General features: G+C 64.1%; 22 protein-coding genes. All 22 read right to left on the bottom strand.

The genetic code is table 11. The annotated features are described in order from the left end of the window. Positions 1–16: 16 nt before the first annotated feature. The 22 genes from BLO63_RS19450 to BLO63_RS19345 all read right to left on the bottom strand — a co-directional run bounded on the left by BLO63_RS19450 (position 17) and on the right by BLO63_RS19345 (position 23063). Positions 17–742, bottom strand: a complete 726-nt coding sequence (locus tag BLO63_RS19450) for a hypothetical protein (RefSeq protein WP_091444205.1) — start codon at positions 740–742, stop codon at positions 17–19. 65 nt (positions 743–807) lie between these two features. Next, positions 808–1698, bottom strand: a complete 891-nt coding sequence (locus tag BLO63_RS19445) for a PhoH family protein (protein WP_091444204.1) — start codon at positions 1696–1698, stop codon at positions 808–810. Between the two features lie 110 nt (positions 1699–1808). Then, entirely contained in the window at positions 1809–2219 is a 411-nt protein-coding gene (locus tag BLO63_RS19440) for a hypothetical protein (protein WP_091444201.1), read from the bottom strand. Then, entirely contained in the window at positions 2216–3478 is a 1263-nt protein-coding gene (locus BLO63_RS19435) for a phage head spike fiber domain-containing protein (RefSeq protein WP_091444200.1), read from the bottom strand. Before BLO63_RS19435 ends, BLO63_RS19440 begins: the two co-directional genes overlap by 4 nt. Continuing rightward, positions 3478–3945: a hypothetical protein gene (locus BLO63_RS19430; protein ID WP_091444197.1), complete on the bottom strand. Its 468-nt coding sequence runs from the start codon at positions 3943–3945 to the stop codon at positions 3478–3480. Before BLO63_RS19430 ends, BLO63_RS19435 begins: the two co-directional genes overlap by 1 nt. Continuing rightward, positions 3945–4295: a hypothetical protein gene (locus BLO63_RS19425; protein WP_091444195.1), complete on the bottom strand. Its 351-nt coding sequence runs from the start codon at positions 4293–4295 to the stop codon at positions 3945–3947. The genes BLO63_RS19430 and BLO63_RS19425 overlap by 1 nt, the downstream gene beginning before the upstream one ends. 36 nt (positions 4296–4331) lie before the next feature. Then, positions 4332–6248: a hypothetical protein gene (locus BLO63_RS19420; RefSeq protein ID WP_091444193.1), complete on the bottom strand. Its 1917-nt coding sequence runs from the start codon at positions 6246–6248 to the stop codon at positions 4332–4334. 89 nt (positions 6249–6337) lie between these two features. Beyond that, positions 6338–6544: a hypothetical protein gene (locus tag BLO63_RS19415; RefSeq protein ID WP_091444191.1), complete on the bottom strand. Its 207-nt coding sequence runs from the start codon at positions 6542–6544 to the stop codon at positions 6338–6340. Next, positions 6534–6932, bottom strand: coding sequence for a hypothetical protein (locus BLO63_RS19410; RefSeq protein ID WP_091444188.1), 399 nt, complete (start codon positions 6930–6932; stop codon positions 6534–6536). Before BLO63_RS19410 ends, BLO63_RS19415 begins: the two co-directional genes overlap by 11 nt. After that, positions 6932–7519 (bottom strand): lysozyme, encoded by a 588-nt coding sequence (locus tag BLO63_RS19405; protein ID WP_091444186.1) that lies wholly within the window; start codon positions 7517–7519, stop codon positions 6932–6934. Before BLO63_RS19405 ends, BLO63_RS19410 begins: the two co-directional genes overlap by 1 nt. A gap of 34 nt (positions 7520–7553) precedes the next feature. Continuing rightward, positions 7554–7772 (bottom strand): DUF7940 domain-containing protein, encoded by a 219-nt coding sequence (locus tag BLO63_RS19400; protein WP_091444183.1) that lies wholly within the window; start codon positions 7770–7772, stop codon positions 7554–7556. A gap of 1 nt (position 7773) precedes the next feature. Then, positions 7774–8076 (bottom strand): hypothetical protein, encoded by a 303-nt coding sequence (locus tag BLO63_RS19395; protein WP_091444180.1) that lies wholly within the window; start codon positions 8074–8076, stop codon positions 7774–7776. 126 nt (positions 8077–8202) lie between these two features. Next, positions 8203–9525 carry a hypothetical protein gene (locus BLO63_RS19390; RefSeq protein ID WP_091444178.1) on the bottom strand — a complete coding sequence of 441 codons (1323 nt, stop codon included), beginning with the start codon at positions 9523–9525 and terminating at the stop codon, positions 8203–8205. Continuing rightward, on the bottom strand, positions 9522–14207 hold the full coding sequence (gene gpJ, locus BLO63_RS19385; protein ID WP_143007096.1) for a TipJ family phage tail tip protein: 4686 nt from the start codon (positions 14205–14207) through the stop codon (positions 9522–9524). The genes BLO63_RS19390 and gpJ overlap by 4 nt, the downstream gene beginning before the upstream one ends. After that, positions 14204–14848: a tail assembly protein gene (locus BLO63_RS19380; protein WP_091444173.1), complete on the bottom strand. Its 645-nt coding sequence runs from the start codon at positions 14846–14848 to the stop codon at positions 14204–14206. The genes gpJ and BLO63_RS19380 overlap by 4 nt, the downstream gene beginning before the upstream one ends. Beyond that, on the bottom strand, positions 14841–15614 hold the full coding sequence (locus BLO63_RS19375; protein WP_091444171.1) for a Mov34/MPN/PAD-1 family protein: 774 nt from the start codon (positions 15612–15614) through the stop codon (positions 14841–14843). The genes BLO63_RS19380 and BLO63_RS19375 overlap by 8 nt, the downstream gene beginning before the upstream one ends. Beyond that, positions 15614–16327 carry a phage minor tail protein L gene (locus BLO63_RS19370; protein WP_162841848.1) on the bottom strand — a complete coding sequence of 238 codons (714 nt, stop codon included), beginning with the start codon at positions 16325–16327 and terminating at the stop codon, positions 15614–15616. The genes BLO63_RS19375 and BLO63_RS19370 overlap by 1 nt, the downstream gene beginning before the upstream one ends. An 80-nt stretch (positions 16328–16407) precedes the next feature. Further along, on the bottom strand, positions 16408–16761 hold the full coding sequence (locus BLO63_RS19365) for a phage tail protein (protein ID WP_091444166.1): 354 nt from the start codon (positions 16759–16761) through the stop codon (positions 16408–16410). Positions 16762–16769: 8 nt separating this feature from the next. Further along, a complete protein-coding gene (locus tag BLO63_RS19360) occupies positions 16770–21113 on the bottom strand; it encodes a phage tail tip lysozyme (protein WP_162841847.1) in 4344 nt (1447 codons plus the stop codon). Between the two features lie 324 nt (positions 21114–21437). Further along, positions 21438–21731, bottom strand: a complete 294-nt coding sequence (locus tag BLO63_RS19355) for a hypothetical protein (RefSeq protein ID WP_162841846.1) — start codon at positions 21729–21731, stop codon at positions 21438–21440. A 68-nt stretch (positions 21732–21799) separates the two neighbouring features. Next, positions 21800–22141, bottom strand: a complete 342-nt coding sequence (locus tag BLO63_RS19350) for a hypothetical protein (protein ID WP_091444159.1) — start codon at positions 22139–22141, stop codon at positions 21800–21802. 88 nt (positions 22142–22229) lie between these two features. Beyond that, on the bottom strand, positions 22230–23063 hold the full coding sequence (locus tag BLO63_RS19345) for a hypothetical protein (protein ID WP_091444156.1): 834 nt from the start codon (positions 23061–23063) through the stop codon (positions 22230–22232). Positions 23064–23146: the final 83 nt, after the last annotated feature.

The raw sequence follows: 23146 nt of genomic DNA, 5'->3' as shown, positions 1-23146 counted from the left end.
GCGAAACGCTGATGGGTTACTGCAGGTAGCTTGTGACCTGCTCGAACAGGTGAGGCTCGAGCCGCGAGCTGACCTTGTCGAGAGGAAGCCGGTCCTCATCGATGAAGCGGGCGATGTAATAGGCGGTGTTCTGGCGCAGCCTGGCCTGCTTGATCAGCCACTCGTGGTAGTCGTTCTGGTGCAGGGCACCCTGGTAGTTCTGGACCATGTAGGCCGGGTGCTCGGCGAGATAGAGGTCGCTTGCCTGCATCTCCTCCCAGCGCAGCTGCACCTTCTCGACGTCATACTCGTGGTAGAGGTGCTGCGGGCGCGGCATCTGCGTGCGCTGCCAGCGCCGGAGCCGGGCGCTCACGATCAGGTCGAGATAGATCTCGTAGGGCATACCGAGCGCGTCGGCGACCTGTCGGCCGCGCCAGCAGGCGGTGAAGGTCGCCTTGGCGTGGGAGTCACCGCGGCGCAGGCCCTCGAGCAGCTTATCGAGGTCGGCCACCTTGATGTATTTGGCCTTCTCCCGATCGAACTCGCGGGCATAGATCCGCTGATAGACGGGCTCCAGAGCGGCGGTATAGAGGCGCGTGGCCTGCAAAGGCGTCAGATGCCGGTAGTCGAACCATTTGGTGGCGAACAGGCCGAGGTCAAAGTCCTGGAACTTGCCGAGGTTCAGCGTGTAGGTCACATAGTCGTCGTCGATCGGCAAGCTGCGGTCCATCTCGCCGATCGGGGCCTGGTCATTCAAGGGCATCAGATCACTCTCATAAGCGCTCTGTCACTTATAGCGCTCGCGCTCTGGAATTTGACGCGACAGCCCTAGGAGCCGAACCTGACGACCTCCGCGCGCGGCAGGCGCGGGACTTCCTCGAGAAGGTGACCCAGCCCGAACTCGCTAAAGTGGTAGGCGAGTGAGATCGATGCGGCGTCGCGTCCTTCCGCCGGATTCGCGCCGCTTGTCACATGCGCATCCTCGAAGGCTTCCACGACGCGCTGCGTAAGACCGGAGCGCACGATGTCGGAACGATCGAAGGTGACGACCTCTACGCCCTTCACCTTGCCGAGGATCTTCTGTGCCTCGGTCAGTCCCGAGCGGCCACCCGGAAGATCGGTCTGGCGCGGGTCGCCGTTGATGATGAACTTCGTGCCCTTGCCGCCGCGGGTGAGCAGCAGCTTGAACTGGGTCAGCGTCGCGTTCTGCATCTCGTCGGCGATGACGACCGCGTTATCGATGGAGGCGCCGCGCAGCAGCGCCAGCGGGCGCGCCTCGATCTTCTTGCTCTTGATCAGGAGCTCGAGATGCGAGGCGCCGAAGAACTGCACCAGGGCTTCGCTGACCGGCCGGAAATAGGGCTCGTATTTCTCGTCAAGCTCACCGGGCAGGAAGCCCAGGCTCTCACCAGCCTCGACGGCCGGCCGCGTAACGATGATGCGCTCGATCTCCCGATTGTCGAGCCGTTCGGCGGCGCGCATGGCGGCCAGCCAGGTCTTGCCGGTGCCGGCCGGTCCAATGCCGAACACGATGTCGGCTGAGCGCATGGCGGCGTCATAGCGCTTCTGGCCATCGGTGAGCGGCTTGATCTCGCGCACCCTTGGCTTGGCGGGAATCTCGCGGCTCATCGCCTCGAGGAGCAGCGGGGTGTCGTTACGCGAACGGGAGCGTTCCTCGCGACGGTTGGTGCGCGCGGCTGACTTGCTGAACTTGGTCATTTCGGGAGGCTCCCCAGGGAGATAACTGATCCCGCAATGTAGCCGAAACGGGAAAAGTAAGTAAGTGCTCACATAAGATTTATGAGAGCTAACACGCCGCGCCCGACGCGTCACTCCACGGTGGCGATAATCGGCGCGCCGAAGGGATAGTCCGAGCCGGCGAAGGTCGGCTCCAGATAGAGCGTCGCCAGATCCTCCGGCGTGGTGATCGCGTGCAGCACCGCGCCCGTCTCCCGATCGCCGATCAGAACGCACGCCTCGCCCTCGAGCGCCGGGTCGCGCTCCGGCCGGGCGATGATGAGATACCAGCCCGGCAGATACTCGCGGATCTCGTGCTCATAGGTGCCGCCTTCTCCGTCGTCGACCGCCTCGGAGCCCATGATGCGATAGGCGGCGACATTGGGGATGACGCAGGTCATGTCCCAGATCCGGACGCCCGGCTCGATGCCCTCGCTCGCATAGGCCGGCAGCGCGGCCATGGCCGTCGCCTCGTCGGGATACCGCAGGAGATGGTCGATCATACCAGCAGCCCCCTGAGCTCGGTCTCACTGAACGGCGCACCGCGCCAAAGGGCTTGCGCCGCGATGCTTCCACCCCATTGCAAAGTGTTGAGCCCGCCGAAGTCCCACGTATCGAGACCGGACGCCAAGGGCGTCCCGGCGAGCTCGAGGATAGCTCCGCCATTCAGTGAAGCCCGCCAAGGGCGACCGGGGGTCCAGTCGAGGACTAGGCGGAAATCCTGAGACCTTACCGCACCGACATTAAGGCCCGTCGTCGGATAGGCCGTCGGGTTTGGTTGGAGAACAACTGACCCGTTCAGGCCATAGATCTGAAACCGATTGGTGAATGAGCCGCCTTGGCTGAAAGCCACCAACATGTTTCCGCTTGGGGAATAATCGCGGGGCCCTCGTCCGCGAATGGCCAAGGTGAAACCTTCGGTATCGAGGCCATCGGGAAGTGCCGTGGAAAGCCGCTCGCCCGCCCTTGCCCCACCTGGGATAAAAGACGTCGGCCAGCCGCCAGCTTCTAGCTGCGGCATCGAGAAATCAATAACCATGCCGACGAGATTGTGCATGATGCCGGCGCCCATCTGAATGGACACCGCCTGCGTTGTAGCGGACACCACGGTGTAGACCAGCTTCCCCGCACCTACCGCCCCGCTCGTGCCCCCCGCAGGATTCGCGGGGCATACCGGGAAGGTCACCGTCGTGCCGGGTGTCAAGGTGTTGACCGCGTGCCCGGTGGCTATACCGCCGCTTACACTCTCCACCTCGATACTGAAGGTATAGGTGACGCCGGCCGACAGGGTCACTGCCTGGTGCAGTCGCGGGCGACTGGACTCGGCCGTGAACCTGCGCGCAGAGACGGCTGGTCCGAATTTAGACGGGACGATCGACACGCCCGCAGGATCATAGGAATTCCACGACGTCGGGATGATCGGCCCGCTCCAGGTGGGATTTACGAGTGCATTCGCCCGGGCCGCCTCGGCCAAAAAGCCGAGCGGCGCCAAGGTCGTCGCGTCATGATCGAAGCGCGGCTGACCGCTCGCCGCAAACTGGATCTGACCAGCTGCATCAATGTAAGAGGCGGCCGAGGCGCGGACGAAGCTCAGACCCGGCAGGCCGGCCACCGGGCCAAGATACTCGGTGCCGGGGATGGTTGAGAGCGCGCGCCGCTGATTGGAGAAATCGAGAGCGAGGCCCGGCTGACCCCGCAGCATTTCAGCGACGGGCAGCTCGAGGGCCGGCTTGCCGAGGCCATTGTAATTAATCGACGGCATCAGGACCTCCCGTCCAGCTGCAGGAGCATCAGCCACGGCCCGGCCAGCGTGCCGCCCACGCGATAGGCCGAGACATTGTCGCCGGGCGCGAGGACGAGGGTCAGGCCGGTGATAATCGTCGGCGCCGCGCTGGAGAGTGCAAATGGGCCGGCGAAGGGCAGGCCGTTCTTCTCGATATAGAGACTCACGCCTTCGGCGGCGCCGGCCAGCATTTCCGCGCGGAGGCGAGTGAAGGTCGCAACGCCATGATAATCCCGCGTCGCCCACCAGCCGCCCGGCGCGATGTCCGCCGCATCGCTCACCGCCAGCACCAGCGGCTCGCCCGGCGAACCGGGGTCTCCCTTGGGGCCCTGAATTCCACGAGGGCCCTCGACACCTTCCTTGGAGAGCTCGACATAGACTTCCTGATTGTGACGCGTGCGCACCACAATGTCGGATGAATAATTGATGGCGAGCGTATCGGTCATTAGAGCCTCGTAATGGAGCGCTTGACCGGGATCTCGAGGTCGAAGCCGAGATGAACAGGCTGCACAAGATCAGTCCGAACGACGTCCATCACCACAGTTCCTGCGCGCCACTCGGTCGTGGCCGCGCCGCTCAGCCGCAGTTCGATTGTATTGGCATCAGCACGCACGATAGAGCCGAGTGCGGTCGAGAGAGCGGCTTTTATTGGGCCTTCAACGTCATCACGAATCTGAGCCAGAAAGGTCGCGGTCTCCGGAAACGCTTCCAGCGCGGCGGAAGTGATCTTGATCTTCAGACGCCACTCGCAGCCGGTCTGAATGGCCTTGCCGGGCAGATACTGGGTGTAATCCATCGGGCTGGCTCACTCATGAAATAAGTGAGGGCATACTTACACAGCAGGGCACGGATTTGCAAGGCTTATGCGCGGGCGCGACGCCCGAAAGCGCCCGTTGCGCAGTGTGACGAGCGCCCGCTTCCCGTTGCGATACTGCAGGATATGGGTCACCGACCAGCCGGACGGACCCTTGTTGTAACCGTGGTTCAGCTGCATCACGCCGGCGACGTAGACCCCGTCCAGGATCGCCGGCGAGTGCTTGTCGCCGATCGACATCTTCTGACCGAGCCGGGCATAGCCGGCGACCGTGCCCTTGGCTCCATTGGCGCCGCGGAAGCCGTGTGCGCCGACCTGAACGCCATCGATGACAAGGGACTGGCCGTCATGCACCCATTTGACGTGGTGCAGCTTCGGACCCGCGAGAAAGCGCATGGTCCATTCGAGCAGCGAGAAGGTCGGCGCCGGCAGATTGCCGTCAAGCGCCTTTGCGACTTCGGCGCGCCAGTCGTGATAGGCCGCGTCCAGGGTCAGTCCCACCCGGAAGTTCACACCGTCCATGCGGTAGCGCCCTTCCCTCACATAGCGCTCCAGCGCCAAGTCATGGTTCGACTCCACGACGATGATCTCTGTCTCGGGCGCCTTGATGCTCAAAAGGAAGTCGACGGCGCGCTGCACCTCGCCCATCACGCTCTCGCGGCCGCGCACGGCCATCTCGAAATTGTGGCTGACGTCGTCCTCGTGATGATGGTTCCGGCTCTCCTGGTCATGGAGATCGTGGATCAGCAGGTGCTCGGGCCGAACCGTATCCAGCAGGCTGTCCGAGCGCCGCGCCTGGGTCTTCGGGTCGAAGCCGAATGTGGTCAGACAATTGCCGCGGTCGAGCTTGGCGGCATGAATGTCGGCCGCGGTCATGGCGAGCGCGCGGTGCCCGGTCGAGATCTCTCCCGCCTTCACCAGCACGTCCAGATCGTAGAAGGATCCGTTCTCATCCGCGCTGAGCTGGCGGCAGAAGAAGGTGCCGTCCTCGTCGAACTCTACGATGGTGGCGCCGATGACGTGATGGAACAGCGACTTCACGCCGGCTTTGCGCGGGATCACCATTGGCCGAGTGACCGACCCGGTCGTCATGATCTGATGGGCGGGCGTGTGCGGATCGGTCGAGGGGATCGAGAGCAGCTGGAGCTTGGCGTGCGGAAACACCGCCCAGCGCCCGCGCGAATAGGTGGTGAGATCCGAGATTGGCCGCGCGGCCGTCGGCAGCGTGTTCATCTCGCCGCAGAAGACGAAATCCGGGCCGATCTCCATCTGGCCGAAGCACAGATGCGGCATCAGGACCGGGTCGTAGTCACGACTGGCCGGGTTGTTCTCATCCCACCAATTGGTCTCGTAGGTCCAGGGTCCTACGACGATCTCCGCGCCAAGCCACTGGGCATAGGCGTTGAGGTTGCGCCAGAAGTCCTGATCCACCGGAGCATCGTTCTGGGCGCCGGTGAACAGGAAGGTCCGGCCGGCCGGCTTGTCTACGCCGGCGACACGCAGCGTGTCGGTCAGCCAGGTCCGCGGAGATCCTTCAACCTCGACATAGTCGCCGAGCGCGCGGTCGTAGCGCCGGACCATGTGCGAGCGCACCACCATGGCTTCAGGGTTGATGACCGGATAACGCGAGGCCAGGAGAAGCGAGGAGACGTCGTTGGCGAGCTGGCTGGCACGCCGGTGGGCATGATCGGCCGAGGACAATTCGGGCGCCGCGTCGATCTTCAGGGCATAGGCCGGCGCATCACTCGCCGGGCCACGCCAGATTAGCCCGGGAACCGCCCTGCCCGCCTCCGTGCGCCGGCGCAGCAGCGCCGAGTAGTTGCGCACGGTCTTGACGCTCTTGCCGAGGCCGCGGGCCACATCCCGGAGCGTCGGGTAGGCAGAGATGTCGTTGTAGATCTGGGCGAAGCGGTTCTCGAACTCGTTACCGGGCATTCATCCCGTTCCTTCGCCTGTATAGTATAATAGTTATCTAAGAGATTACAGTAATAGACACGCGATGGAACGGGATGTTCCGGCGTAGTCTAGTCCTGCAGGCGGTAATAGCGGATCACGTTCATCGCTTTGTCGATAAACACCCCGACGCGCACCTTGTTGGCGATCTCGGTTCGCGCCTCTTCCGGCGTGAGGCAGATCATCTTTCCGCTCTCACAGGACTTGTAATCGACATCGTCCAGCCGCGGCGCCGCCGGAACGGGCGGGTGATAGCGCGCGATCGGCTCAGCGGTCACCGGCTCCGGCGGCTTTCCGGAGCATGCCGTTAGCAGCGCGATTGAGACGGTTGAGATCAGCAGCGAGCGCATCGGCCGGCCCTTTCGTGTTGATGGTTTCGACCTCGCGCTCGACCTCGCCCCAAGCGACGGCCGAGGCCGTATTGAGCGCGTCGAGGGTCTTGATGTCCTGGATCTGCTTCAGCTGGGCGGCGCGCACGAGGGTGAGCTCGGCCTGGGTGCGCTCACGCAGCTGGGTTTCCACGGCGAGCTGGGACTGCGTGCTGGCGAGTTCGCGGGTGAGCGAGCGCACATAGGAAAAGGCGCCAAAGATGCTGGCGAGGACTACCAGAATCGCGCCGCAGGCGACGGCAAGCTTGAGCGGGGAAATACCGAGAAACGACAGCATCACTTGATTCCCGACACGCAGAGTTCGCCTTCGCCAAGACGCTGGGCATCGCCCATCTCACGGCGGTTCACGAGACCCTGAACGACGCGGCCGCCGGCGCGGTTGAAGAGGGTCTGGGCGTCACAGGCCGGACGCCATGCCCGGACCCGGATGTGCCGCGAGGCGGTCGAGCGGCACCAGGCGCCGACGCCGAAATTGAAGGAGCCCGACAGCATGGACGCCTGCACGGAGATCGGCGCTGCGGCGAGCTGGGGCGCGCATTTGACGATGGCGAGGTAGAAGTCGCGATGGAGGCGCTCATAGAGCATCGCCTCACACTCGGCGCGGGTCTTGCGCATTCCCGGCTTCACACCGAGCGTCTCGCCGTAGCAGATGGTCCAGATGCCGACCATGTCGCGATAGGCGGTGAGGTGCAGGCCCTCCCAGTCCTTGACGATGTGCTCGGCGGCCAGCACGACGGCTGCGGGATACTGCTTGCCGTTAGGAGCCGTCACGAACAGGGCGCCACCGATCGACACCGCCATGGCCATGACAGCGGCGATCGCAGCGGAGGCGCGCTTGGTGGGACGGAGCTTGGAGACGGGCATCAGGGTTCCTGTTGGTGCAAGGGCTACAGGGCGGTCACTCGCCGGCGCTGAGGTTCTTCTGGGCGAGCAGCCGGGCGCCAAAGGCGGCGCCGGTCACGAGGCCGGAGAGGACGGCGAAATAGCCAGGCGGAATGGGGATGAAGGTGATGAGCGGCAGGACGGCCTCGATGGCCGTCAGCAGCATGGCGAGCATCAGGAGCCGCACGCTCCACGCCTTGAAGAGAATCTCGCGCCAGTTCGGAAGGAGCTTCATGTCACGGCATCCCGAAGAAGGAGGGCGAGCTGGGGCGGATCTCCGCCTTGCGGCCCGGCGCCTGCTCGATGACGCCGGTGAGCTTCACAACTGCTTCCTTGAGGGCGCCGGTCTCCTTGATCAGCTCCTTCTGGATCTGTCGGTCTTCGTCGGTGCGATCGAGGCGAATGTCCTGCTCGACGTTCTTGTGCTCGATGCCCTTGAAGTAGGCGACGGCGTTCCAGCCCAGGGTCACGACCGCGACCAGGGCCAGGAAGAAGCCGAGCGTCTTCTGGTTCAGGCTGATGCTCGGCTCGCTTGGCATGACCCTAATCACCCGTCAAAGTAAGTATGCACACACATACATTAGATGGTGAGGAGTGTCCATAAGCACGGCTGCAGAACACTCACGCGGCCGTGCCTTTTCATCGCCAGAGGTATCGCGCCACGCCTAGAAGTCCGAGATGTTCATCGTGGTGACCCAGCCGTTGATGTTGTTGCTGTATTGCGAGTCGCGATACCACTGATAATGGGTGTTGCTGATCACGGCGCCGCGGAAGCGCGGATTGAACTGCTGGGTAATACCGACGATATCCTGAGTGTCGACATAACCACAGCCACACCACCAGCCACAGGTCGCCTCAAAGGCGAGCATGAACACGAAGGGCGGGCCGGCGCCTGCCGGAGAAGGGGTGTGCAGCGGGTAGAAGCCGCTGTTCAGGACCGTCGGAAAGGGCAGCATACCGTTGAACTGCGCTGTCTGGCGGCTCGAGCGGAACAGAAAATCCGCGTCGCTCGTCGCCTCCGACCAGTCGATGTTTCGCTTGGTGATGTCGAGTGAGCCATTCACCATACGAACGCGCCTGACCGCGCGCGTGTCGGGATCAGGAATGTAGTCGGGCGTAGCCGAGAGAACAGCAAAGCGAACCTGATTGCCGCTCGAAGCACCCGTGACCAAAATCTGGCTCGGGCTCAGCCAGAAGACGGACATCAGCCGGCTGATAGCGCCCGTAGAGGTCCGAAAGGCAATGACAGGCGGAAAGTCGGGATAGGAGCCGCGCAGGTTCACGATCGTCCCGCCACCACCGCTATTGCCGAAAGGCTCCCCCGAATAGGTTGCATCCACCGTCACATAGCCAGTCTCATAGACCTGCGCCATGTTGCGGGCGCTCGTCAGCATCATGTCATCGAGCGAACAGGTGAGATGATTGAAGCCCGGTCTTGAGAAGAACGCGCCCATACCATAGAGCGGATGCAGGCCAATACGCGCGCCGTTCCCACCCGATTCCTCGGTGGTTGTCGGGTCGGTCTTGAAGACGAGGTAGGTGTAGTCCCGATTATTGTAGGAGGGCGACACATGAATGGCGTCGTTCTTCAAGTTGACCGAGCACATGCGATACCCCTTCTGAAAGGGCACCGGGGTCTGAAATACTTGGTTGCCGACAACCGTCAACTTCTGCACGTTACCAGCTGGTGCGACCGCCCACACCAGGGCCGGCGTTTTGACAGTTGCACCAGGCACCGGGATTACACGCACGATGCGGTTGGCAATGACCGTGCCGCCTATCGCGCTGTTCCGGAACTGGTAGATGCTCGTCGAAAGACTGGATCCGGCGACTGTCCCGCTCGCCATCAGCCTCAGCGTATTCTGCCAGGTGCTGTCGAAGGTGACATAGCGCGGATCGAGGGCCGGATCCTTGGCGTTGTAACCAGGAAGCACCGTGCGGTAGCGAAGGATGCCATTGATCTCGACGAGGGACTGACCAAGGCTCATGCGCCTGTCCCCGGCGGCATGGACCAGAAATCGAGGTATTTCTCGTCCAGATTGAAGTCGACCGACCCGTCGGCGCTCATGATCCGGCCGGCCGTGACCGTGCCGAGGTTCGCCGATAGCGAAGAGAGCGAGGTGACGCTCAGCATCTGCGCCGTGATGGAGCCAGCCTTCAGCTGGGCAGCATCGATCGACTGGGCCTTGATCTGGCCACCGTCAATGACGGTGCGGCCATAGGAGGCAAACAGCCACGCCGCGCCGCGATAGGTCGCCAGGATCACGTTGTTGGCGGCGTTCGCCGTCGCAAAGGAGGTCGTGGTCGAGAGCGCCGCCGCGCCCTGCGTCCAGTAGATATAGACGATCCCGGCCGTCCAGCTGACCGAGCCGGCGGCGATCGCCGCCGATGCGTTCGCGCCGGTGTCGTCCGTGTAGAAAATGGTGCCGGCCGTCCAGGCGACGTCATTCACCGCCGGCTTGTTGTGCTCGAACTCGATACCCTCGAGCGTCAGGCCGCGCATGCCGATGGTGACGGCGTTCGCTGCGATCGAATTCGCCGCGATCGAGCCACCGTCGATCTTGGTGACGTCGGAGCCCGAGATCCAGTTCGACAGGGTGGTCGTGCCGCCGATCAGAATGCGGCCCGGCGCGATCGCGGTCACGCCGGCATTCACCTGCGCCGCGGGGTCACTTGCCCACTCCCGGATGTCACCGAGCGTGCTGCCGCCCACCTGGATGGTGTCGGCGAGAACGCTGTTCGCCTTCAGCTTGGACGCATCGAGACTCTCGATCTTGGCGTCGGTGATGATGCCATTGGCGAGCTGCAGCGTGTTGGTGATGATGGCGTCGTTCGCCACCAGCTGATTGGCGCCGACCGTGCCGGCGAGCACATTGGCGCCGTCGATCATCGCCTTGCCCTCGGCGAGCTGCACATCGGTGCCGCCGCGGTAGATGCCGATCAGGTAGCCGCGATTGGTGAAGACGTCGGCGACGTTGGTGCTGGCGCGCAGAACCGTCTCGCCCTCGACATAGAAGAGATGCAGCGAGTTCGCCGTCCACAGCGCATTGCCGGCGGCGACCACGCGCGTGGTCGGCGCAAGACCGGGCTCGCCATAGGTGATGGAGAAGGTCGGCCAGGCGACGCGGTTTTCGTCCGGGCTGTTTGGTGTCAGCACCAGGCCGTTGATCGACAAGCGCGTGGGCGCCGTCATCTGGGCCGTGGTGCCCGATGCCGTAACGAAGCCGCTCTTGTTGCCGGACGTGTCGACCGCGCGCAGGAAATAGAAGCGCTGGACGTTGTGCCCAAGGCCCGTGCGCGGGAAGGAGCCCGACGAGGTGGTGCCGATGAGGGTCGCCGACGACTGCTGGGCGCTCGCGCCTTCCCAGACCTCGACATGGGCGAAATCCGCGTCGGCCGGATTGGTCCAGGTCAGCCAGAGCGAGGTCAGACCCGGCTGCACGCTGACCGCCGTCACGGCCGCCGGCGCGACCTCATCCTTGAACGCGGTGTGGTTGAGCACCGCGGTGAAGTTCGACGCATTGCCGGCCTTGTCGCGGGCCCGCAGGCGCATCTGATAGACGATGCCCGGCAGCCCATCGAACTCGTAGCGATTGGTGGTCGTCGGAAAGGCGACATAGGCGCCGCCGCTCTGGCGCACCTCGAGGTCATAGCCAGCGAGGTCATCTTCGGTGTTGGCGTTCCAGGTGACACCCACCCGGGCCCGGCCGTTCGACAGGAGGGCCGAGGTCGCAGCAAGACCCGTCGGCACGGCCGGGGGGTCGAGATCAGCACCCTCGCTCAGCGTGGTGATGGTGAATTCGGTCGAGTAGTTCAGATCGACCGGGCCGAAGCCGTCATAGGCGGCGATGCGGAAATAGTAGCCGGTCTCCGGCTCGCCAGAGATGGTGAGCGGGTTGTTGGCACCGTCGTAATAGGGTGCGTCGGTCAGGACATTGATCGTGCCGGGCGTGGTCGAGCGCCACAGCAGGATACCCTCGAAGTCAGGATCGGGGACCTTCGAGTAGCTCAGGAAGATGGTCGAGCCGACGACATTGTAGCTCGGCACGATCGCCATCGGCACGGGATTGGAAAAGACCCGCGAGACAACGGCAGAGGAGCGGCCGAAGACGTCAAACGCCTGCACATCGATGCGGATGGAGCGCGAGGGATAGGCGCGACCCAGGGCGTCATTGTCGAGCGTGTTGGAGCCGTAGTCGTAGAGGAACTCCTCGGCGCGCACCGTCACCTGGCGCAGCAGCTCGCCCGTGCCGCCGTGGTAGACGCTGACCACGTTGTGGGAGTAGTTCGGCGAGACGACATGCGCCGGCGCCCCGCCCTCGCTCGTGGCATCGGTCGAATTGGCGAACAGGTTGTGCCAGGTCACGCGCAGGTCGCGGCCGGCGAACTCGCTCGCCGTCGGGTGCTCCGTCAGCCGCAAATCCGTGACGACGGGCGGGGCGAAGCCGAGTGGACCCGCGGCCTCGAACACGAACTCCGCCGGATCGGAGACGACGCCGGTGAAGTTGATGGTCTGGACGTAGAACTTGTATTCACCCGACAGAGTGTTGCTCAGCTCCAGCGAGGAGCCCTGCACCGTGCCGAGAACAATGTGCTGCCCCTCGGGCGTGTCGGCCGAGACGAGAAAGCCGCGGGTGACGACGTCGATCGGCGGCGTCCAGGAGAGCAGCAGTGAGTGGTAGCTCTGGCCGTTGGTGACATAGCCGGTCTCGCGCACGGACAGATTGGTCGGCGCCGGCACGGTGGTCGAGGGTCGCGACACCGGCAGCGGCTCAAAAACGATGCCGCGCTCGATGCGGTCGAACTTCTGCGGGTCATGCTGAAGCGCCGAGATCTTGAAGATGTTCGGCTCAACCTCCTCGCGCGCAATCACGCGGAAGAGAGGCGGCGTGATGTCCGTGCCGGTGATGGCGAACATCGCATTCGGCAGGGCTTCGGCTGGAAACGGGTCCGCCAGCAGCAGATTGCGTCCATCGAGAAAGGACGCGATGTCGCGCGTCACCAGTGCCCCATCGGGCATGGTGAGCTTGAGCTTGTAGGTGTGGCCCTCGCCCGGCTCGAAATCGTGGTCGAGCTCGACACGCAGGCCGCGATGACTAACAATGCGGCCACCCAGGCGAACCCGCGCCCTGTGAGGGTTCGCATCCGCAATAATGTCGCCCGGGCGGACGTCGGCGTGGTCCCAGCTCGCCTGGTATTCAGCTGTCTCGGTCTCGTTCTGCTCGGTGTCGAGGACCCACTTACCGTATCGATGGGCGAGACCGCGCGAGGTGCAGCCGGTCAGCTGGAGCGACTTCTCGCGCCAGCCAAAGCGGTTGAGCATCTGCTGATTGATCACGACTTCCTTGGACGGCCGGAAGAAGTCGTTCGGATCGTTCCAGGAGACGACCACGACCGAGTGCCGGGCCTTCATCGCGGTGCCGGAATAGGTGATCTCGCCACCAATTATGTTGGCCGGCGAGATCACCTTGACCGGATCGGCCGGCATGTCGGCCGTGGCGAAAAGCTGACCGAGCGACCAGTAGCCCATGCCGCGCCAGACCTTCGTGATGCTCTGAAGCACACTGAAGGCATCGTCGCGCGAGTTGATCACGCCGTTGAAAGTAAAGCGCGGCTCGTAAATATCGTCCTGCGTGTCGCCATTCTTGTAGCCGGACGGCACCAGCTGATCGCAATACTGGGCGATTGTATAGAGCGACCACTTGTCGACGATAGCCGCCGAGATGAACTCACCGAGCCCGTAGCGGTCATTGACGATGAGATCGTAGAAGACCCAGGCCGGGTTATTGGTCCAGGCGATCTTGAACGTGCCATCCCAGATGCCCGAATAGATGCGGGTCTCCGGGTCGTAGTTGGAGGGCACGTTAATCAGCAGGCCCTTGACATGGTAAGACCGCGCCGGGATCGAGGAGCCCAGATCCTCCGCATTGACCTCGATGCCGACGGCCGCGGTGAAGGGATAGGTGAACTTGCCCTCGACGAGGGTGATGTAGCTCTCCCAGTAGAGCTCGTTCTGCAGCTTGTCGGTCGGCGAGTCGGCGGTCAGCCGGCGCACGCGCACATCCCAGGGCGAGCCCTGGAACGGCAGATCGATGCGGTGAGCCACCTGGAACGGCGAGGTGGTCTTCTGGTTGAACCAGTGCTTGACCACCATCTCCTGCCATTCGCCGCCATAGGCGCGCACGTCGATGGCGTAGGAGAGCGAGGCCGGCAGCATGGCGCCGGTCTCTTCATCCGCGCGAAAGAGAGCCGGGATCCGAAGGATCAGCCGGACGGCATCGGCGTTCTGATCAACGATGGTGCGCTGGGTCGGCCCGTTGGCGTTCTTGACCTGCACCTCGACGTCAAAGGGCGTCTCCACGGCCGAATGGCCGGTGAAGTGCGCGTCGTCGGGGTTGCCCTTGCGGTCCTCCCAGATGACATCCTTGAAGTTGTAGGTGCCGTCCGCGTTTCGGATCGGGGTCTGGTCGAAGAAGATCGAGCGCTCGCCGTCAACAAGGCCCCATATCGGACCCTCCGAGATGGCCTCAATGAACTTGGCCCGGGCGCGCGAGCGCAGCGTATTGGGGGCGTTCGGAGCGGCACCGCCCTTGCTGGAGCCGCCAGAGCCCCGCACGAGAGGAACAGCATCGGCAAGAGCGCGCGCGCCCATGGGGGTATGGGCGTTCACTTCTTGCCTCCATAGGAGCCGACATAAGCGCCGTTCCCGACCGGGATGCGCTCGACATCCATGCCGCCGGAGATCATCACGCCGCCGGTGATGACCTCGCCATAGACGAGCGGCACCGGCGATCCCTGAGCATAGGCATTGCCGGGCCCGGTGAAGGTGAAGGAGCCGCTATCGTCGCCGTTGTCCTTCTCTTCAGGCGAGAGCAGGCTCGAGGCGCCGGCAAGCGCGAGGGCGGCGCCAAACATCGCCATATTGCCGTAGGTGATGCCGGACAGCATGCCCGGGCCGATAGCGGCGGACAGGCCGCCGGCAGCGGGCGCCAGAAAGAAGGCGGCGCCGGCGACCGCAACACCCAGCACGATCTTGAGCATGCCCGAGCGCTTGGAGCCGGCGACAACGGGCACAATGTGCAGATCGCCCTTACCCAGCCGAAACGTGCCGATCTCCGCTTCGCCAAGGTCGAAGCCCTTATCGACGCTCTTGCCGCGCACGATGTGCCAGGCGCCGTCGCGAATGGTCTGCAGGAAGCCCGGGAAGTTCACCGAGAGCGCGCGAATAGCCTCGCCGGCCGTCGCCACCTCGAGCTCGAACGTGCGGCCATAGGTCTTGCCGAGCGAGCCGTGCAGATGGACCTTACGCATCGGTCGGACCCTCGTAGCGGATCCACAGTCCAGCCTGGCGCCCCCAAAGTCCGGCCGGCTCCCGGCGCGAGAGGCGGGCCGGAAGGTGATGCAGGATCAGGTCGTTACCGACGAGCAGGCCGCCGTGATTGAACTTCTCCGAGCGGATCTTCGTGAGGAACACGTCACCCGGCCGGACGTCGGGCATCTTCACCACGACGAAGCCCATACGCGCGAAATTGCCGGAGTAGAGGTCGGCGTCGCCGGCCCACCAACTATCCTCGCGCGGGATCTCTTCCAGCTCGATCGGAATGAACGGCCAGGCATTCGTGACGCCCTGGGCGGCCAGTGCGTCAGCGCCCAACCGGAAGCAGTCGCGGATCAGCGAGTAGCAATCGGTGACGCCATGAACGAATTCACGACCGATCATCGGCGGGATCGGCGTGCTGGCGCCCCAGACCAGCGGCTTGTAGGTGCGGTCCTCGTCGAGCGGGATGATCGCCCAGGGAAGATCGGTCTGGATCTGACCTTCCATGTCGGCCTTCGAGGGCCAGTGCGGGCCGCCCGGATGCGAATGAACGATCGCGTCAACGGTTCGCATTGCGCCGGCGAACAGAAGCGGATTGATGACAGCAGGATCGAGGACGAAGTCGTTCATGGGGTCGTCGGCGAGATTGGCCGCCGGCTGATAGACGCCGGCGACGATGAGGCCGCAGGACTCCTTGGGATACTCAGCGCGCGCGTGCGCGGCGGCGGCGGCGAACGCCTCCGGGAAACGGTCAATCATCAGCTGGTCCTCGCCACACCCGGGAAGCCGCCAAAGGGCAGCGGATTGCCGGCGCCGAAGCGGGCCCGGCAGCAGCTCAGCCGCCGCGAGGGCACGTCCTTGGACGGATCAGAGATCGGCTGGTCGTTAATGTCGTAGGACTGAAGGCCCGCGTAGGGGCACTGGGCCTTGGCGTAGTCGAAGGCGTGCGTGTTCTCGTTCCAGATCCGGTAGCGCCACAGGCAGGTATCGCGGATCACCTGCCGGCCCGGGATCTGCTTGCCCTCCTGGTCGATCGCCGCCGACAGGTCCCATTCAATGAAGGGCTGGGTTTCGAGCGCCTTCCGCTCGATACGGAAGGTGTCGGGGCCGTAGAAGGCTTCAGGATCGGCGTCCGGGCGTCCGTCGAGAAAGCGCTCAAAGGTCCGGACGCGGTGAAGCGTGCAGCCGACGAGATCGCCCCAGGTGTTGATGATCGCCTGGATCAGGCCGTCAGTGTTGGCGAGCCGGATCTTGGGCGTGGGAAGACCGCCAGCGCCCGATACCTCGAGCCCAGAGAACTCGACATCCATCGCGACATATTCGATGCCGCCAAAGCGCACATTGCCGCGGTGCTCGCTACCCTGGACGAAATAGAGCAGCGGGCCGCCAAGAAAGCTCGTGTCCAGGACGAACAGCGAGATGGTGGCGCTCGGTTGCAGGCTCTGGGATTCGGCGTTGATCTGACTGGTCATGAGGGCTCTCTGCGGAGTCCTCATAATAAGTATGTGCTCACATATAGCAAGGACGAAATAAGCACCTGCTTACTTCACGGTCAGGTCTCGTGCGTGAAGGACTGAACAAGGTTGGCCGTCACCATCCAGATGCCATCCTCTGTCTTGGCGTCCCACTCCTCGCAGGTCCATTTGCGCGGCGAGCGTTCGCCATAGGGCGCGAAATAGAAAGCGCGTGTGCCCTGGTGCAGCTCGAAGAAGTCGATGATGGCGTGCATCTGGTCTTCGAGCAGCGCCTCCCAGCGCAGCGCCACGGTCTTGCGGATGTGGTTGATGCCGGCCGGGGTGGGCTGGGTGTAGCCCTCCCCGAACTCGGCCTTGTAGAGGTTGATCTTCGGCTTGTGGGCCGTGCCCGGAGAGGGTCCGACCGGCGGCTTGAAGGTGCGAAGGGACATTTATTCTCTCACAAACCGCGGTTGTTGAAGAGGTTGCCGGGCCGCTGCTGCTTGCGGATTTCGTCCACGACAACGCCGCGCATCGTGTTCTCCATCTGCTTGGCCATCTTCTTGGCGAGGTCGTTGTTCTGCTCCGGCGTCCCGGCGCTGCCATTGACCGTGATCGGTGCGTTGATCGTCATGCCGCCGCTCGCGCCCGGCACCAGAGCCGGCATAGCGGTCGGCCGGGCTGCCAGGCTTGACGTGCGGGGAGCAGGAACGCTGGTGACAAGGCCACCAGAGGCGTAGCCACGGAGTGCGCCCATGTGCATCGCCTCGAGGTTCTTGAGGCCGATGCGCTCGACCACCTTCTTCGGCATCACATATTCGCCGCGGTGCACGACACCGGCCGGCGCCGAGCGATTGCCGTCACCGGTGTAGCCACCCTCCTCGAACAGGTTGAGCAGCTTGCCCGATCCACCCTTGCCGACGACGCTGGACAGCATGCCCTTCAGGCTGACATTCAACAGATCCTGGATGATGCCGTTGATCGCCGTGCGCAGGTCGCCCGTGCCCATGATCAGGCCGCTGACACCACCGGCGAGGTTATCCATCCACTGGGTGGACTGCTGCGCCAGCTGCCCCTGGATATCGCTCCATTCGCGCATCTGACGCTGCAGCGGATTGGCCTGGGCGGCATACTGGGCCCGAATACTGCCCTTTTGCGCCTCGACCTCGCGGACAATATCGACTTCGCTCATGCCGGCCCGGCGCATGCGCTCGGCCCACTGGTCGATGAGAGCAAAGTCACGCTCCATCTGGACCTGGCGCAACTGGGTCTGGGTCAGCAGCGAGTCCTGAAACTCGCGCGTGCGCAGATTGTAGGCGGCCAGCGTCTGCGTGGTCTCCAGCTGAAGCTGGCCGGAGAGCATGCCCTGCTTGACCTGCATCGCCTGCCGGTAGGCGGCGCTGTCCTGCCCGTAGACGTGCTTGACGTTGTCCAGGTAGCTCTCAAGCTCCTGGTTCAGCCGGCGATACTGATCCGTGTCACCCTGATAGTCGGGGTTCTGCGCCTGCTTCTGGGCCTCGGCGAGCTGCCGGTTGATGTCGAGGCGCTGCTCCTCGAGCTTCTTCAGCTGCTCCTCGGAGGCGCTCTGGGCGCGCTTGGTCTCGGCGCGGGTCTTCTCGACCGCGTCGAGCTCCTTCACCGCCGCGACGATGTCCTTGTATTCGTCGGCGTTGATATCGGTGCTCTTGCCGAACTTGCCGGCGCTGACCTGCTTCTGCAGGCGCGCGAAGTTCCGGCCGAGCTCGTCGGCGTCCTGGCCGACATTCTCGATCTGGGCCTGGGTTTCCTTCAGGAACTCGACGCGCGCTTCCTGATAGCGCAGCGGCTCATTGGTGTTGCGCTCCTGCTGGGTCAGCTCCTCGGCAGCCTTGCGGATGCCCTCGGTCGCCTTTTTGCGGTTCTCGAGAAGCTCGTTGTAGGTGCGAAGCCCAGGGACCTCGGCGGCATTGAAGGTCGGCACGGCACTGCCGGCCATGTCGTAGGCACGCTGCGCGGCGCTCTGCCGGCGTCCCATGGACTCCATCTTCGCCCAGTCGGCCGGGCGCTCGTAATGGTCCATGATGGCATTGGCAGCCTGGGCGGGATTGGCCGACAGACCGGCTACGGCGGCGGCCTTGCGCTCCTTGTTGCGCAGCTCGTAATCCACGAAGTCCAGCTGGCCGAGGAAGTCGTTCCATTGCTTGCCCTGTGCGGTCAGGAACGCCTTCATCTCGTCGGCGCGGTCGTTCCACTGGGCAAGGCCAAAGGCGTTGCCATTATCCCCGATCGCATTCGGGTTCATGCCGCTTTCGGCAACCAGATTGCCGACGATGCCGGAGGCGACCGTGCGCGACCACCCCTTCGCCTGCAGGTGCTGCATGGCGACCTGCATGCGGGTGACGACTTCCTGCGACAGGCTGTCGATGGCCGGCGTCATGCCGCCCTGCATGGCCGTCATGAGGTCGGTCGACAGGCCGCGACCGAGCTGGGAGAAGTTCGCGCCGAGCAGGCCACTCTGGATGTTGCCGAGCTCCGCCGTCATGCGGGCCAGGGCTGCCGTGACCGTATCGACCCGCTGCACCGTCTGCTGGCCGAAGGTATTCGACCGGATCACCTCGCCGACGCGGTTGGCAAGCTCGCCCTGCGCGGTGAAGGAGGTGATGACCTCGCTCAGCGCCTGCTGGATCTTGTCGGTCGGGCCAAGGCCCTCGTAATAGCCATTGTCGAGCCGCAGCTGGATACGCTCGCCCTCGGTCAGATCCCGACCGGCGAGCTTCTCACGCAGCTCCATCTCCTCCTCGAGGAGCTTCATACGCGCGGACTGGACGTCGTTGTCAGCCTTCGACTGCCCCTTGGCGAGCTTGTTCAGAATGTCGGACTGACGCGCGAGGGAGAGCATCTCCTCGTGCATCTGCCGGACGGCCTCGCCGCCTTCCTTGATCGTGCCGAAGTCGCCGCGCGAGATGCGCGCCTGGAGCTCGGCAAAGGTGGACGACGTGCCCTTCAGCTTGGCCTCGAGCCCGGCGACCTCCTGCGTGAGGGAACCGAGCTGCTTGCGGCCGCGATCGATCGACTTCTCCTCACTGGGGAGCTTGTCGAGGTGCTGGATACCGAGCTTGGTGCTGAGGATCTCGTTGCGCTCGGCGATGGCCGTCGTGTCCATCTGCGCGAGCTGATTGACCCACTTCTGCATCTGGCGCTGGCGATCGACGTCGCCAGTTTCCATCTCGCGCTTGGCGTAGGCGGTCTCCTGCGCGATGAACTCGCGGATCTTGCTATTCCGGTCGAGCCGGTTTTCGAGGATCTTGCTGGTGTTCTCGCGCTCGACCTCGACGATCGCCGTTCCGTTCTTCACCGCAAGCTCGCGCTCGCGGAGCATCTCCTCCTGAAGTGCCTTGCCGCGCTCGTCATACTCACGGGAGATTTCAGCCTGGCGCTCATCAGCGCGCCGCTGAAGCTGGCGCAGCGCCGTGGCATCCTGGCGCTCGACAGCATCACCGATGAGGTCGGGAGCCGAGCGCTCCAGCTCGTAGAGCTCCTGGCGGGCGTCGGCCAGCAGCTGCGCCACCTCCGCCCGCATCTTGGCGACCGTTACGGGCGAGTAGCGCCGGAGAAGGCCGGAATTGGGGTCGTTGGTATCGCGGAGCCGCGACTGCAGGCCGCCGATCCTGTCCTCGATCTCCTTGCGCTTGTCGGAGACTGCGGTCTCGGCCTGACGGCGGCTCTCGGCGCCATACTTCTTCAGCGACTCGTAGGCGTCGTCGACCTTGTTCGACATCAGGCCGAAATATTCGGACGCTCCATAGACCGCGAGGCCGAGCGCGGTGATCCAGGGCATGATCGCGCCGGCACCGGTGAGCAGCGCAGCCATGGCCCCGCGCGCACCCATCAGAGCGACGCCCACGCCTGTGGAGGCGGTCGACATATTGCGCAGCCCGGAAGCGCCCAGGGCGATATCGGCCGCCGCCGAGCGCCAGTTGGTCGCGAACATGCGCAGATCGGCGATGTTGCCCTGCAGGGCCAGGCGCAGGCTGCCCAGCGCGCGCGTCGCCGCCATGATGCCGAAACCCGCAGCGAGCACCTGAGCCGTGCGGCCGATCTCGCCGCGGAAGGTAACGACGAAATCGATCGTCTCGCGCAGGCCGGCGATCATCCGGCCGAGCGCATTGCCCATATCCGTCGCCAGCGTCCGGGCGACCGGGCCGGCGAGGAAGTCGTTCAGGTCGACCAGCTGGTTCTTCACCTGGGCGAAGAAGGCGCCACCACCCTCCCCTGTCGCCAGGTTCTGCAGCGAGGTCTTCATCTGCGAGATCTGACCGTCGAAGGTCATCATCATCGCCTTGGCGCGACCGCCGAAGGTGCGCTCGATCTCGGCGTAGAATGCCTCGAGAGCGGGCTTTGCCGCGACCGTGCCCGAGCCGATAGCGGTCACCAGATCGCCCATGGACACGCCCATGGAGCGCGCCATCAGCTCCATCGCCCGCGGCATCGATTCCGCGAGCTGCTGGCGCATTTCTTCCATCTGGATGACGCCCTTGCCGGACATCTGGGAGATACCCAGCACGATCCGGTTGAAGGCGTCGTCACTGCCGCCGAAGGCAGCCACACCGTCGGCGATCGCCTTGAGCGAGCCGTCGAGCGGGTCGGTTCCCGTGGCCTTCAGCTTCACGAAGCCGTTGGTGATGGTCTTCAGCGAGAACGGCATCTGCTTGGCCTGCTCGCGCAGGTAAGCCACGCTGTCGGCCGCGTCCTTGATCGGATCGGCGGCGTCCGACATGCCGCGCATCTGGAACGTCAGGCGCTCCATCTCGGCATTGACGCGCACGATGTCGCCGAGCCAGCCATTGGCAGCGCCGGATGCCTTAGACAGGCCGAGCGAGACCAGGCCGGCAACGATCGAGACGTCGCGCAGAGTGCCGAGGAAGCCCTTGGAGGCCACCTCGGCACGATTGATGGTGCGAACGACGTTGCCGTTCGCGGCCGCCAGGTTCTGCAGGGCAGGATTGGTGAGGAGAAGCTGCTTGTTGAAGTCGGCCATCGTCTGGCCAGCGCGCAGCATTCCCGTAACGAACGAGCCGTCTGCGAGCGTGAGTTCAACGCGGATTGCCGTCATTATCCCTGCACCAAAGTAAGTATGTAGATACTGATATTACCCGCCGGACTGAATGCGCCGTTTGAGCGCCATGAGCCCGGCGCGGTCGAAGCTGGGATCAAGACCCTCGTCAGTGAGCGCCACACCACCCACGATCTGGATCTCGCCAGTGCGGATCGGCTCGTAGACGTAGATCTCCCCGATCTGCTTCCCGAGACTTCCGTGAAGGGATTTGTAGCCCTCCTCGTTGGTCACGGCGGCCAGCAGCGCCAGCTGTTCGAGGCCATCCTCCGCCCGGAGTCGGTCGATCTGGCTCAGGAGGAACCAGAAGCGACGCACCGGCATCGCCATCATCTCGTCCCAGGAGAGCCGGAACTCCCGCAGGACCTTGGCGAACAGAAATCCGAGATCAGCGGACTTCAGCTCGCGCTGGGGGCCTTTCCCACCTGGTCCGCCGCCGGCGCCTCCTCGACGACCTCGCCGCTGGCCGTGCGGGCGATCTCGGCGATGCCGTTCAGCTGCTCGAGGCTCCAGGAGCGGATCTGCGCTTCGGTGAGCGAGGGGAAGGCGCGGTTGATCATGCGGATCATGACCTGGAGCTCCTTCACCGGGCCGCCATCCAGCTTCAGATCCTCGAGATCCTTGGCATTGGCGAAAAAGGTATCGAGGGTGGCCGTCGCCATGGGGTGCTTGACCCCGTCAATGTCGAGGGTGACGGGGCTCGGCTTCACGAAGGCATCGAGGTTGATGATCTTGGTCATGATGGATCCGCTGGTGGAGAACAAAATGGCCGGCGCCCTGTTCGTGAGCGCCGGCCGTTGACTGGCATCAGCCCTGAAGGGCCAAAGGTCAGGCGCCCGTGGCGGTCACGTCGCCGACGGCGAACAGACCGCCGTCGTCGGCGGCGTAGCCGGTGAAGACCGCCGAATAGATGCGCTCGGCGTCCTGCTGGTAGGTGAAGTTGATCGCGCCCGGGCAGGCGGCCTTGTAGACGGTGAAGTCGTCAGCGCCCGTGGTGCCGATCGGGCGCAGGACCAGAGTCTTGGCCACCGACAGCAGGTTGATGTTCACGCCGGTCGAGACCTTCACCTGTGCCTTGGTGACATCGACACCGCCGGTCAGGGCCACGGCCGTGACGTTGGCCGCGGTTACGAAGGTGGCAACCAGGGCGACGTTGCCGGCCACACCGCGCGTCTTGGCGGTGATCGTGGTGACCCCCGCATTTGCCGAGGCGACGAAGGGCAGGTTGGAGGCGTTGATCACATCAGCAAGCGCCGAGGCCGCAGCGCCGATGGTCGCCGGAATCGGCAGATCGAACGGACCCGCGGGAACGGTCTTGAAGGTGATCGTGGTGCTGGCCAGAACGATCTTGTCGCCATTGACCGGGGCCGCGGTCTTGAAGGTCACGGAGCCCGACGCCTTAGCGCCGTCGGTGATCAGGGTCGAGCCAGGCATCACAGCCACGAGATTGTCGAGCGTGGTCTCGGCGAGCGGCGCGGTCACCTTGACCTGACGACCGGTGACGAGCTCGCCGATCGGCGTCTCGCCGGTCTGGTCGACGGTCACGGGATGGGTCGACGTCGTCACCTCCACCTCGACACCGCCCTTGGTATAGCCCAGGTTGCGGCCGTCGAAGAGAACGTTGCAGACGCCGAGCTTAACGTTTTCGGCGGACGAAGGCATGGACGGAGATCCTCTGTAGAAGCGGAATTAGAAAGTATGCACATACATACTTTAACATCCGTGGGAAGTCCACGCAAATAGCT

Origin of the sequence: Ancylobacter rudongensis (assembly GCF_900100155.1) — a bacterium.
Lineage (GTDB): Bacteria > Pseudomonadota > Alphaproteobacteria > Rhizobiales > Xanthobacteraceae > Ancylobacter > Ancylobacter rudongensis.
The sequence above is the reverse complement of the archived record's forward strand: the minus strand, read 5'-3'. Positions and strand labels throughout refer to the sequence as shown.